This is a genomic window from Azonexus sp., assembly GCF_049652925.1.
GTDB lineage: Bacteria > Pseudomonadota > Gammaproteobacteria > Burkholderiales > Rhodocyclaceae > Azonexus.
Genome location: NZ_JBASFI010000014.1, coordinates 93,428 through 105,876, shown reverse-complemented (window position 1 = coordinate 105,876; position 12,449 = coordinate 93,428). Strand labels below are relative to the sequence as shown.

Annotated in this window: 9 protein-coding genes; 3 read left to right on the top strand and 6 right to left on the bottom strand. The window is 62.7% G+C overall.

Features of this window, described 5'->3' with window-relative positions:
- Positions 1-9: 9 nt before the first annotated feature.
- A complete protein-coding gene (locus WBK19_RS06890) occupies positions 10-327 on the top strand; it encodes an RnfH family protein (RefSeq protein ID WP_511288174.1) in 318 nt (105 codons plus the stop codon).
- 695 nt (positions 328-1,022) lie between these two features.
- On the opposite strand, the gene WBK19_RS06885 is transcribed toward WBK19_RS06890, so the two are convergent.
- From WBK19_RS06885 to WBK19_RS06860, 6 genes are all read right to left on the bottom strand, one after another.
- Positions 1,023-1,559 (bottom strand): hypothetical protein, encoded by a 537-nt coding sequence (locus WBK19_RS06885; protein ID WP_511288172.1) that lies wholly within the window; start codon positions 1,557-1,559, stop codon positions 1,023-1,025.
- A gap of 401 nt (positions 1,560-1,960) precedes the next feature.
- On the bottom strand, positions 1,961-3,418 hold the full coding sequence (locus WBK19_RS06880; protein ID WP_511288170.1) for a complex I subunit 4 family protein: 1,458 nt from the start codon (positions 3,416-3,418) through the stop codon (positions 1,961-1,963).
- The gene (locus WBK19_RS06875) at positions 3,415-4,914 is read right to left on the bottom strand and encodes a complex I subunit 4 family protein (protein ID WP_511288168.1); all 1,500 of its coding nucleotides are present in this window, start codon (positions 4,912-4,914) and stop codon (positions 3,415-3,417) included. The genes WBK19_RS06880 and WBK19_RS06875 overlap by 4 nt, the downstream gene beginning before the upstream one ends.
- The gene (locus WBK19_RS06870) at positions 4,911-6,437 is read right to left on the bottom strand and encodes a proton-conducting transporter transmembrane domain-containing protein (RefSeq protein ID WP_511288166.1); all 1,527 of its coding nucleotides are present in this window, start codon (positions 6,435-6,437) and stop codon (positions 4,911-4,913) included. The genes WBK19_RS06875 and WBK19_RS06870 overlap by 4 nt, the downstream gene beginning before the upstream one ends.
- The gene (locus WBK19_RS06865) at positions 6,434-9,472 is read right to left on the bottom strand and encodes a DUF2309 domain-containing protein (protein WP_511288164.1); all 3,039 of its coding nucleotides are present in this window, start codon (positions 9,470-9,472) and stop codon (positions 6,434-6,436) included. The genes WBK19_RS06870 and WBK19_RS06865 overlap by 4 nt, the downstream gene beginning before the upstream one ends.
- A gap of 1 nt (position 9,473) precedes the next feature.
- Positions 9,474-10,910 (bottom strand): complex I subunit 4 family protein, encoded by a 1,437-nt coding sequence (locus tag WBK19_RS06860; protein ID WP_511288356.1) that lies wholly within the window; start codon positions 10,908-10,910, stop codon positions 9,474-9,476.
- Between the two features lie 209 nt (positions 10,911-11,119).
- On the opposite strand from WBK19_RS06860, the gene WBK19_RS06855 reads away from it, so the two are divergent.
- Together WBK19_RS06855 and WBK19_RS06850 are read left to right on the top strand one after the other, a co-directional pair.
- On the top strand, positions 11,120-11,719 hold the full coding sequence (locus WBK19_RS06855; protein ID WP_494648201.1) for a peroxiredoxin: 600 nt from the start codon (positions 11,120-11,122) through the stop codon (positions 11,717-11,719).
- Between the two features lie 136 nt (positions 11,720-11,855).
- On the top strand, positions 11,856-12,443 hold the full coding sequence (locus WBK19_RS06850; protein WP_511288162.1) for an excisionase family DNA-binding protein: 588 nt from the start codon (positions 11,856-11,858) through the stop codon (positions 12,441-12,443).
- Positions 12,444-12,449: the final 6 nt, after the last annotated feature.

Here is a 12,449-nt window from a genome sequence, read left to right as displayed (position 1 = left end):
GGTATCGCCATGAAAATAACCATTGCCTATGCCGTTCCCGGTCGCCAGGTCTTGCTGGTTCACGATGTGCCGGAAGGCACTACCATCCAGGCAGCCATCGAATCCTCAGGCATTCTCGAACAATTGCCGCAGGTCGACCTGCAGAAAAACAAGGTCGGCATTTTCAGCAAGGCGAAACCTCTCGACACCCTGCTCAGCGCTGGTGATCGGGTCGAAATCTACTTTCCGGTGACGATCGATCCGAAGACCCTATCCAAACGCAAGACAGTGGAAAAAACGGATGCAGCGAAAGCAGAAAGAACGCCGCCGCTACCATCTGGAGAGTAGGCAAAGCGATTTGATCAATGCTAAACCAAATTTTGCAGAGATTGCCAATGGCCGATAAGAACGCGTAACAGACATTTGCGACGCGTATAGCCAATTTCTATTCAGACCGAGGACTTCCGGTAGCCAGTCGTCAGGAACGACTGCTCCACTTTGTTACCTGCCTTTCAGCAGACGAACTGCCGAAGGGCAGCATTGGGCACAGAGGGAGCCATCCTCCCATCGGATTCATCGCCGGAGAGCAGTCAGTGAAATTTAAATTCCCGAAAGCAGCCATTCGTCATTTAGTACAAGGTGCCCTTTGCGGCCGCAGGCGAATTTGATCACTTCAATCGTTCTAGTTCGATCCGATCAAGCGGAGCGCAACAAAAGTAATCGCAAAAAGTAATAGCGACAAATGTACCCCTCGAAGCAAATTTCCAATGATGGGACGCCTTTTGGCGACTTCCCTTGAAATCGAAACATATGACCCGCCTTGGCTTTCTGCAATTTGCTGAAAGTCATTTCGACAAAGAATGCTCAGCAAAAGGCCAAGGACTTCGAACGCAAGAAGCCCCAAAAACAATAGATCATCCCAAGATGCCATTTGCGCAAACCCAGTGGTTAAACAAGGATGATCCTAGCATAGTGACTGGCTGCTCATGGCCGGTTTGCCTGATTCATCGTCTCGTCCTGGAAGAGCGAGATTGCTCCAAAGCCTATCGGAATTCTATCTGGTGATGAGTAAGACCTACGATGAATGCAATCCCAAACAGCACCCAACCAATCTTTCTTGATAGCTCTCCGAGCCTCTGGTAAATGTGTTCATTGTTACGACGATCGTAGTGATCCATCACGACAGCCGCCAAGTGTACCGAAGCGCATAGCATTGCCGCATACATTATCCATGCGGCAATGCTATGGAAATGTGATGCTGTTCGCTTTGCTATCGGCACTATTAGGTCGTCACGGCGAATACCCCAAAACCCGTATGCAATCATTCCGAGCGATAGCAGGCAGTTTGCGATCCTCGTCTTTAGTGCCACTCGATTTGGAACATACGTGCCATCGGCTGCGATATATCCGGGTGATCCATCGGATGACTCAGACTTAGTTAACACGCCAGTTCCCGAACTCTGGTTGCCTGTGTTGGAAGGCACATCATCGACCGCTTTGAGATCCTTGTTAATCCGCTCGATCGCTTCCTGTCGACGCTTTTGTGCAACGTCTGATGGATATTGAAGCTCTTCATTCATTTGATGACTTTGGTCTTTTATTTTTTTGAAATCAACGAGGCTAGGCTCACGTTTTTAGTAGTGGCCGAGCTATAAAACGCCGATAGCATACCTGTTGCACAACTGATTGTCCGCTTTGGGGCAAAGTGATCTACGGCTGCACTTGGCCAGGTTGCGGCTGTGGGGTCATCAATTTGCTCGCCGAATACCCGACGCTCACCTCGATCACAGGGCCTCTATCAGCGGAAATTGAAACGTAACCCCGACCGGCGGCTCATGGCCGACAGCAGCACCAACACTCTTCTCAACCGCTGCGATACAGCGCCATCTTTCTTCGGCTCCTGTCTGCCAGGGCGCCAAACTAGCCTTCCACGGTCAACCGGAAAAAACGGCCAAAATTGAAATCTTAAGTACGCCCAGGATCAGCGCCCCAACCCCGCCGCCCACGCTTCGGCGGCCGGCCTGACGATTTCTATCCACGGCCCGGGGTAGATGCCGATGCCGGTGATCATGACGATCAGCGCGACGAGCACGGCCCATTCGCGTGGGCGGAGGTCGCTGGCGTTGGCGACTGCGGCCCGGCTGACCGGGCCGAAAAAGGCTTTTCGATAGAGCGACAGAAATCCGCCGGCGGCGATGGCTAGACCGAACAGCGCGGCCATGCCGGCGCCGGTATGGTGTTCCAGAGCCGAGATGATGAGCATGAATTCGCCGGGGAAGCTGCTCGTGCCCGGCATGCCGACGCCGGCCAGGCCGCAGATCATGAAGCCGGTGGCGAGCAGCGGCATGGTTTTGGCGGCGCCGCCCAGCGCATTGACGTCGGTCGAGCCGGTGCGCTGGCGCAGGAATTCGAGCAGCACGAACGCCCCGCCGGTCGCCACCGAGAAGCTGAGCAATAACGACACCGCCCCCTGCGCCGCCTGCGCCGTGTAGGAAGCCAGACCGAGCACGGCCAGCCCGACGTGGCAGATGCTGGCGTAGGCCAGGCCGAGGCGCAGGTTGCTTTGGGCCAGCATGCCGACCGCGCCGTAGAGGATGGCCACGGTACCCAGTCCGGCGAGCAGCCAGTGCAGGTCGAGCGCGGCCTGCGGGGCGAGCGGGATCGCGAAGCGGATCAGCCCGAAGGCCCCCAATTTGAGGCCGACGAGCAGCGCCGTCAGCGAACCGGGCGCGGCCAGCGCAAACTGCGGCAGCCAGGTATGGAACGGCACGAGCGGTACTTTGAAGGCGAAACCGATCAGGCAGAGCAGGAAAACCGCCGTTTGCGTCGACCGCGGCAGGGGCACGCCGAGCAGGACCATCAGGTCGAAGGTCGGCACTGGCTGGCTGGCAGCGAGGATGACGAAAGCGATAAGCAGCGGAATGCCGCCGGCCAGCATGATCAGGAAGTAACGTGCCGCGGCCTGAGCGCTGCCGCTGGTGACACCCCAGCGGCCGAGGAGGAAATAAAGCGGAACCAGCGTCAGTTCCCAGAAAACAAAGAACAGCGCCGTATCGAGCGCGCAGAAAATACCTAGCGTCGCCGCCTCAAGCAGCAGGAGCAGGCTGAAATGCAGGCGCGGCGCGTCGTTAATCGCATTCCAGCTGGCGACCAGCGAGCCGAGGAAAAGCAGCGCCGTGGCGGGCAAAAAAAGCACGGAAATACCGTCTACTCCGACCAGGTAGTGAATATTCAGGCTGGCGATCCACGACACCCGCTCGAGCAGCTGGAAGCGCTCCCCGGCCGGGTCGTAGGCGACCAGCGCGGCGGTGGACAGGGCCAGCGTGACGAGCATGGTGAAAGCCACGACATGGCGGGTCGCCCGCGCCGGCAACAGCCAGATCGCGGCGATACCGGCCAGCGACCCAAAAATCAGCAGCGAGAGCAGCGGCAGGCTCATCGCACGAACCTCGCTGCCGCCGCCTGGCTGGCCGTTTCGGTCAGGTACAACCAGGGTTCGGTGAAGAAGCCGATGGCCAGCATGGCGGCCAGCGCAATGCCGCAGACGACGTATTCCATCGGCAAGGTGCGGTCGACATCGTGGCCGCCCGCTTTTGCCTGCGACAGGAAAGCCCGCTGAAAAGCCCAGAGCAGGAAGCCGGCCGCCGCCACGTTGCCAAGGGCGGTCGCCACAGTCGGCAGGGCGCCGAATTTGTCGATGGAGGCTTCGAGAATCAGGTGAGCGGCATCGAAACCCGGCGTGCCGGGCATGCCGACGATGGCCAGGCCGAAAGTCAGGAAGGCAATGGCGAGGAAGGGAATGCGCTCGAACAGGCCGGAGAGTTCGTGCAACTCGGTCGTCCCGGTGCGCCGAAAAACGAAGCCGACGATGAACCACATGCCGGTCACCGCCAACCCGAAGTTGGCGGCGAGCAGCATGGCGCCCTGAATGCCCGACTCGTGCAGGCTGAACAGGCCGATGACGAGCAGGCTGGTGTGGCTGACCACGGCAAAGGCCAGTAGCCGGCGCAGGTTGCTCTGCTGGAAAGCCAGCGCTGCCGTGAAAAAGACGCCGGCCATGGCGAAGCCGACGACATAGGGCTGCCAGGTTTCGACCGCCGCCGGCGTCAGCGGCAGGACGAAACGCATCATGCCGTAGATGCCGACCTTGACGCCGACCATGAGTGCCGGCGCGACGGCGATCAGGCCATGCTGCGCCATGTTCGGCAGCCAGCCATGCAGCGGAAAGAGCGGCGTGCGCACAGCCAACCCGTAGAACAACAGGTAAAAGGCCGCCGTCTGGAATTTGCCGACGGGAATGGCGCCGGCCAGATCAAACAGATCGAAGCTCCACCGGCCGCCCGTCGCCTCGGCGTGGCCCCAGCCGAGCACCAGGCAACCGGCCGCGAAGAGCACCCAACCGAAGGCCTGATACTGGACGAAGCGGGCCAGCGCGTGGATTTCGGCGCGCGACGAGGCCCAGCGCCGGAGCAGGAAAACCACCGCCCACAATTCGAGGGCCGAGAAGGCGGCGAACCACGCCACATTGACCGTCACCAGCATGCCGACCAGCCCGGCCTCAGCCAGCAGCAGCACGGCAAACAGCCGGCCCGGCGAGATCATGCCGCGGCTCATGCCGTACAGCGTCATGAGCAAAGTGAGCAGCGCGGCGAGCAGCAAAAAGAGCAGGCTCAGGCCGTCGACCGCGACGTGGTAGGCCAGCGGCGCGAAGCGTTCGGCCAGTTGCAGGGCGGGCAGGGTCGGATTGATGTGGCTGACGGCGACGATGCAGAGCAGCAGTTCGCCCAGCGCGAAGACCTTGCCGAGCGTGACGCCGGTTCGCCGCTCGTCGAAGGCATAAACCACGGCCGCGCCGAGCAGCGGCAGCAGTTGCAGGGCGAGCAGCAGCGGCAGGCTGGCCTGCTCGGTCCAGAAGATTTCGGTCAGGCCACTCACAGGATCACCACGAAAGTCGCCATCACGGCCATCATGAGGTAGCGCGGCTGTTCGAGCAGGTTTTCCAGCGTGCGCAGGTAGGCGCCGGCCCGGTGCATGAGCTTTTCGGCCGTGCCGCCCTTGCCGCGCAGCAACAGGCGGTATTCGATGCGCTGCAGGACATCCGAGGCCCAGGCCAGCAAACGCCCCGGCAAGCCATCGGCGACGACCAGCGGGCGGTCGGCGTGGACCGCCTTGCCCTGCCCCGGCTGGCCAATGGCGTGGTCGATGAAATGCTCTTCGAGGGCGTGGGCATCGCGGGAGAAGGATTCGGTCGGCTGGACGAACAGCGTGTCGGCCAGCTTGTCGAGCCAGAAACGTTGCAGCGCGGCGGTGTACAGCAACTGATTGTGGCGCAGCCAGGCCGGCGGCGGTGGCGGCCGCTCACGGGTGATGACCAGCCACGACGGCGCCACGAGAAATTGCCAGACCCGCCAGCCGGCATGCAAGCAGAGATGGACCAGAGCCAGCGTCGTCCAGCCCAGGCCGATGGCGACGAACATCAGCGAGACCTGGAACAGCGTCGCGAAGATCAGCGCCGACTTGACGTCGGTCTGCACCATACCGCACAGCCAGGCGTAGATCGCCGTGAGCGTGCCGGCGACGACGAGGCCGAACATGACGTCGGGCACCTGGATGAGCAAGGGTTCGAGGCGCAGCATCAGATAGACGCCGGCATGGACCATGACCGCGCCGTAGAAAATGGCCGACGACGGTGTCGGCCCTTCGAGCGCCTTGGTGATCCACGCCGAGAAAGGCAGTTGTGCCGACTTGGCGAGCGCCGCGATGACGAATCCGATGACCAGCAGACGGTCGTTGACGACGCTGATCTGCGAGGCTTTCGACAGCAGCGTCCACTCGAAACCGCCGAGCCATGTTGCGGCCAGGCCGAGGGCGAGCAGAAAGCCGGCATCGCCGCCCCGATTGGTGACAAAGGCGAACAGCGCATTGCCGGTCGCCACCGGACGGTGCCAGGCGTAGCCGATGAGCAGGAAGGAGGAGACGCCGCACATTTCCCAGCCGACGAAGGCGAGCAAGCCATTGCCGGCGAGCAAGACGAGCTGAATGCCGGCCAGGAAGAAACTGAGGGCGATGAAAAAGCGATGAAAGCCGGCCTCGCGGTGCAGGTAATTGGCCGAGAAGCGGATGACCAGCCAGCCGATCAGGGCAGTCAGCGTGCCCAGCGTTAGCGACAGCGGGTCGAGCATGAAGGAGAAGGTCGCCTCCCAGTTGCCGTTGCCGAACCAGTGGGCGAGGCGAAGGTGGCCGGGCGGGGCGTCGATCAGGGCCAGGGCGTCGATGGCGAGCAGCAGCACCAACCCGCCGAAAGCGGCGAGCGACGACAGCCGGGCGGTCAGCGGCTCGGCGGCATCGCCGGTGGCCGTGCCGAGCAGGACGCGGGCGGCGTTGATGATGACGGCGACCAGCGGCAGGACGGGGACGAGCCAGATCCAGTCGGGCAGGTTGGCGAGCAGCGGGGTCATCGAACGCCTCCAAGAATGATCGCCGGCGCCAGCGCTTCCGAGACACCGGCAAACCAGTCAACCGAATGGGCGACCTGCGGCAGCACGGCCGGGCCGGACCACGGCAGCCAGCCACGACGCGGGCAGTAAAGCTCGATTGCTGCGGTCAACGGGGATTTTGCGGCAAAAATGATCCATTCGTTGTTGATCAGCTCCTGCAGCGGCGGCTGGCGATTCAGGATGGCGGTCAGTCGCTCCGTGGTCTGTTCGACAACGACGAGCAGGCGCATCGGCTCATGGATCTCGACCATCTGCCAGGGCAGGCCGGTGCGCAGGTCGGAGTCGGCGCCTTCCATGACGCCGAACAGGCCGGTGATGTTGTGGGTGATTTTCGAGCCGCAGCCGAAATGTTCGTTGTCGACCGTCGAGAAATAATATTCGAGGGCGATGCCGGCGCCGACCGGGCCGGCGGCGAGCAGGATGTCTTCGGCGATTCGCCCATCGTCATCGCTCGTCGGATCGTAGGAAATCAGGAAGACGCGGCGGTCAAGGAAGAGGCCACGACTCATTTCGCGCCGGCCGATGAAGGCAGCGGCGTTGGTCGCGTGACCCAGTTCCGGCCGCGCCTGCGAAATGTCGCAGGCCCGACCGAGCATGTGCTGGCGTGCTTTCCACGGAGTCGGGCGCACGGGAGCTGAGGCCAGGCGCCGGCAGCGCTCGGCCGCATGCGCCCGACAGGCTTCGCCGACCTGCGCAAGCAAGGTGTCGAGTGCGGCATGAAAGCGTTCTGGCACGGCTTCGAGGTCGTACCACTCGACGCCGTCATCGCAGGTGTTGTGCTCGGCGGCGATGAACCAGCAGCTGTCGGGAATCGACAGGCCATGCGCGGCCAGCCCGGCCCGGACTTCCGGGCGATTGGCCATGGCCGCGAAAACCCGCGCATTCGGCCCGCCATGTTTGCCCGAGCAGGCGCCGCAGTCGTAGGCCGAGAGGTGCGGGTTGTTCTGGCTGCCCGAGCCGTGGCCGAAAAACAGGACGAGCGGTGCGAAATTGCCGGTCAGGCCGATCATGCGCAGGAAGTCCTCGACGCGCTCGATCTGCTCGGCGTCGGTCAGGCCAAGTTGCGGCTGCTCGGGTGTCGCCTCGACTTGCTGCTCGGCAGTCAGCTGGAGACGGGTCGGCAGCCGGCCGTCGTATTGTTCGCGCCAGCGCCGTGCCGTTTCGGCGAACCAGCCGGGGGCCAGCGTGACGGCGGTCAACGCGGCGAGCGCCGGCAGGCTGCCGAGGGCAGTCAGAATCGGCCCGGCGACAGCGCGACGGCGCGTCGACTGATAAAACCTTTCGCGCCATTGCAGGCGCTTTTCCCGGCGGGCGGCGCGCTGGCCCTGTTCGATTTCGGCGCCGACACCGCCCTGTTCGCGGACGAGCTGGGTTGGCCGGACAACGACCGGGCAAAGGGCTGTCCGACCGGCATCGTCGAGCCCCTGCCAATAGATCGGCACGCCGAAGAAGCCAACGGCGCCGTAGGTGACGATGTCCGGCGCGACTTCTTCAAGATGCCGGCGCGTGCCCTCTTCGCGGTCGTCCATGCACATGACTACCTGGGCCGACGGCGTGGCCGGCGCGGCCTGGCGCGGATGATTGGCGGTCAGTGCCGAGAACAGTTGTTCGCGATAATGCCGTTCGTAGGCGAGCAGCCAGATCTGGCTACGCTGTTCGGCTACCAGACTGCCGGCGCAGAATTGCAGGGCGGCGATTTCTTCACTGCTCAGCGTCTGCACGTCAGCCAGCGTCAGGCCGAGCGGCTGGCTCAGGGCGGCCAGTTGCCAGGCGGCGTTATCGGCCTGGGCGCTATGCATGGCCGGAGCGATGGCTTCGGCCAGATGGCGCCAGTCTTCGACATCGACATGGCCGTTGCGGGCAAGATCAACCAGACAGGCGGCGCGACCTTGCAGCTCTTCGGGTAGCCAGGCTTGGTGCCGGGCGTCGCGGACGAGAAACTCTTCCGGTCGGGCGGCGTAGTGTTCGGGCAATTCGGCTAGTTGCAGTGGGCCGCCGGTCAGCCGGCGGAGGAGGTCGTCGGTGAGCAGACGTTCGAGCAGGACGCGCACGGCGAGGTAATCGAGCATGGCCACCGGCGTACCGTCGCCACGGCCGGGATTGCGGCTGCGCCAGAGGAACATGCCGGACCAGCCGGGCAACTCGAGGCTCAGGCGTTGCAGATAGCCGGGCCAAAGGTTTTCGTCGGCGATCAGGCGCGGCAGTTCTTCGAGCAGGACGTCGATCGGGCTGTCGGGCAGATGCAGGATTTCATCGCGGACGTTGGGCAATTCGTCCATTTCCCAGGCCAGATCGAGGCCGGCGCTGGCTCGCCAGGCGGCGAAGAAGCCCTGCCCTTGCGCCGGGTTGCGCCAGGCCGCGACGCCGAGATCGAGATGTGCCGCGAGATGCCGCTGCAGGATGCTGCGCGCACGCTCGAGCACGTCCTCGCCGCTCAGATGTTCGAGCAGGCTGCGCCAGGTCCAGGATTTGCCGATGCGGCCGCAGAGTTCGGCCCAACGGGCCTGGGCGAGTGGCTGCCAAGGCCGCGCATGAGCCTCGGCCGGCACTTCCACGGTCAACCGGAAAAAATGGCCAAAAATGAAATCGTGGGTCAGCGCCGTTTCGCGCTGCAGCCAGCCCAGCCGGCTGGCATCGGGCGCCTCGCTGCCGGCGATCAGGCTGGCGAGCAGGACGTCGCGCCGGCTCAGGGCGCGGATCAAGGGTTCGTCAAGATCGGCGACGCCAAAATCGTCGAGGGCGGCATTCAGGTCGTCGGCGCTGATCCGTCCGCTGGCCAGACACTCGCGGAATTTGCCTTCCGGCCACCAGGTCGTCGCCCCGGTCAGCGCACTGGCCGCCGTTAGCGCTTCGGCGAAGGGCAAATGCTGGAAACCATGCAGGGTATTGTGATGAACAAAATCTCGGATCGGCGCCTGGGCCGGCAGCACATGGGTCAGATGCTCGACCCAGTGGGCCAGGCGCTGGCGGATGGGCAGGTCGTGTTCGGCGTTCATCTCATGTCCCGAACAGTCGGGCGACCTGGCCGACACTGCCGGCGATCAGGTCAAGCAAAGGCGCCGGCCAGACGCCAAGGCCAAGGATGCACACCGCCAGAATCCCGGCCGCCACCGCTTCCGTCCGCGTCATGTCGGGCAGGTCCATGGGCTTGCCTTTCAGGCACAGGCGACCGACGACGCGCAGGCTGTATGCCGCGCCAATCAGCATGGCGAGGCACAGGATGAGCACCCAGCCGCCCCAGCGCTGATAGCCGCCGACCAGCGCATGCAGCTCGGCGATGAAGCCGGCGCTGCCCGGCAGGCCGATCGCGGCGAGTAGCCCGAAGGCCGTGAAGAAAGCGAAGCGCGGTGCCTTGCCGAGCAGCGAGCCATAATCGGCCAGGTCGCGGCTGTGCGTGCGTTGGTAAAGCAGGCCGACGACGAGAAAGAGCAGGCCGGCGGTCAGCCCGTGCGCCACCATCTGCATGACGGCACCGGTCAGGCCGGTGACGTTTAGCGTGGCGATGCCGAGCAGGACGATGCCCATGTGCGAAATCGACGAATAAGCGACCATGGCTTTCAAGTCCTGCTGGCGCCAGGCCAGGATGCCGCCATACAGCAAACTGATGAAGGCGATGATGGCCAGCCAGTCCTGCGTCGCCAGTAGCGCGGCAGGCAGTGTTTCGGCCGCGCGGATCAGCCCGTAAGCGCCCATCTTGAGCAGCACGCCGGAGAGCAAAATGGACACCGGACTGGGCGCCTCGACGTGAGCCAGCGGCAGCCAGCCATGCAGCGGAAAGACCGGCATCTTGACGCCGAAACCGATGAAAAAGCCGGCAAAAATCAGCAATTGCGTATTGAGCGGTAGGCCGCGCCCGCCTTCGGCCATGTCGGCCATGGCGAAACTGTGACCGGGCGCCGCGTCATACAAGAAGAGCAGCGCGACGAGCATGAACACCGAGCCGCCCAGCGTGTACAGAAAGAAATTGAGCGCCGCGCGCTGCCGGTTCGGCCCGCCCAGTCGGTCGATCAGGAAGAACAGCGGGAGCAGCGTCGCTTCCCAGAAGACATAAAACAGCGACCAGTCGCGCGCCATGAAGACGCCGAACATGGCCGACTCAAGCAGCAGAACCAGCACGAAATAAAGTCGCGCCCCCGCGTCCATACGCCGCGACATGAGCACGGCGATCAGCGAGAGCAGCGCCGTCAGGAGCACCATGGACAGGGAAATGCCATCGACGCCAAGCGCGAAATAGGAACCAAGCCGGCGATTCCACGCCCGGCTCTCGAACATCTGCAACGCCGGCCCGGCCGCATCAAACTGCCCTGCCAGCCACAGCGCGTAACCCAGCGCCCCAAGCGCAAAAGCCATCGCCACCTGCCACAGCGGCAAGGCGCGACGCACTGGCAGCACGGCAAGCAGGATCGCCCCCACCACCGGCAAAAAAACCAGCACCTTCAGCAAGTCCCGGCCCCTCCGCCAGTCTGCTCGGCTATCATTATTTTCATGCCGTAATTATGCCAGCGAGCCGTGCTTTCCGGACAAGCCATGCCGCATCCCGCTCGGCCTGCTCAGACCAGAATACCCGTTTGACACGATATGCCCGCTTGGTTAAATTGCATGTTTCCCCCAACCGACAAACCACTTATTACAAGGAGTTCCCCATGGCCGTTCTCGTTGGCAAGCAAGCCCCGGATTTCACCGCCACTGCCGTGTATGGCAACAATGAAATCAAGGAGCTGAAGCTGTCCTCCTTCAAGGGCAAGCCCGTTGTCCTGTTCTTCTACCCGCTCGACTTCACCTTCGTCTGCCCGTCCGAACTGATCGCCTTCGATCACCGTCTGGAAGAATTCAAGCAGCGCGGTGTTGAAGTCATCGGCGTTTCCATCGACTCCCAGTTCACCCACCTGGCCTGGAAGAACACCGCGATCAAGGACGGTGGCATCGGCCAGGTCGGCTACCCGCTGGTTGCCGACGTCAAGCATGACATCTGCCGCGCCTACGACGTCGAACTCGAAGCTGCCGGCGTTGCGCTGCGCGGCTCCTTCCTGATCGACAAGACCGGCGTGGTCATGCATCAGGTCGTCAACATGCTGCCGCTCGGCCGCAACATCGACGAAATGCTGCGCATGGTCGATGCCCTCCAGTTCTTCGAAGAGCACGGCGAGGTTTGCCCGGCTGGCTGGAACAAGGGCAAGCCCGGAATGACTGCCTCGACCGAGGGTGTCGCCGCCTATCTGGCCAAGAACGCCAAGAAACTGTAATCACCGCTTTTGCCCACGGGCTGGGCATCTCCGGCAAAAACCCGAGCGCTGACGCGCCTCGGGTTTTTTTTATTGTAGTTTCGCGCGATTACAGGATAAAATTTGGCGAATTTGTAATTTCAGTAAAGACAAAATCATGGCCGATTCCGAATATCTCAGCACCCGGCAAGCAGCCCTCCGTCTGGGCGTTTCCTTGGGCACCGTTCAGAACATGGTTGAAAGCGGCGCGCTCGAAGCGTGGAAAACGGCCGGCGGCCATCGCCGGATTCCGGTTGCATCTGTTGATGCCCTGCTCGCCCGTCGGCGCAATCTGACGCCAAGCGCCCAGGAATATGGTGGACAGATTGAAATCCTCGTCGCCGAGGACGATCTGACCCTGCAGATGCTCTACCAGATGACCGTCGATAGCTGGAACCTGCCAATCAAGCTGCGCATCGTTGCCAACGGCTTCGACGGCCTGCTGCAAGTCGGCCAGCGCGTTCCTGACATTCTCATTGCCGACCTCATGATGCCCGGCATGGATGGTTTCGAGATGATCCGCCGCCTGCGGGCCAATACCGATCTGGCGCGCATGGACATCATCGTCGTCAGCGCCATCGACCGCGACGAAATTCTCGAACGCGGCCTGCCATCTGACATCACCGTTTTCGGCAAACCGATTCCCTTTCATGAGATCAAGGGATTCATCCTCGGCCGCCTAGCAGCGCGCCAGCGCAGCAGCTAAAAAAAT

Excerpts from the sequence above, each read along its gene's own strand:
- WBK19_RS06890 (WP_511288174.1), top strand. The coding sequence starts at position 10 with ATGAAAATAACCATTGCCTATGCCGTTCCCGGTCGCCAGGTCTTGCTG.
- WBK19_RS06885 (WP_511288172.1), bottom strand. The coding sequence starts at position 1,559 with ATGAATGAAGAGCTTCAATATCCATCAGACGTTGCACAAAAGCGTCGA.
- WBK19_RS06880 (WP_511288170.1), bottom strand. The coding sequence starts at position 3,418 with ATGAGCCTGCCGCTGCTCTCGCTGCTGATTTTTGGGTCGCTGGCCGGT.
- WBK19_RS06870 (WP_511288166.1), bottom strand. The coding sequence starts at position 6,437 with ATGACCCCGCTGCTCGCCAACCTGCCCGACTGGATCTGGCTCGTCCCC.
- WBK19_RS06865 (WP_511288164.1), bottom strand. The coding sequence starts at position 9,472 with ATGAACGCCGAACACGACCTGCCCATCCGCCAGCGCCTGGCCCACTGG.
- WBK19_RS06855 (WP_494648201.1), top strand. The coding sequence starts at position 11,120 with ATGGCCGTTCTCGTTGGCAAGCAAGCCCCGGATTTCACCGCCACTGCC.
- WBK19_RS06850 (WP_511288162.1), top strand. The coding sequence starts at position 11,856 with ATGGCCGATTCCGAATATCTCAGCACCCGGCAAGCAGCCCTCCGTCTG.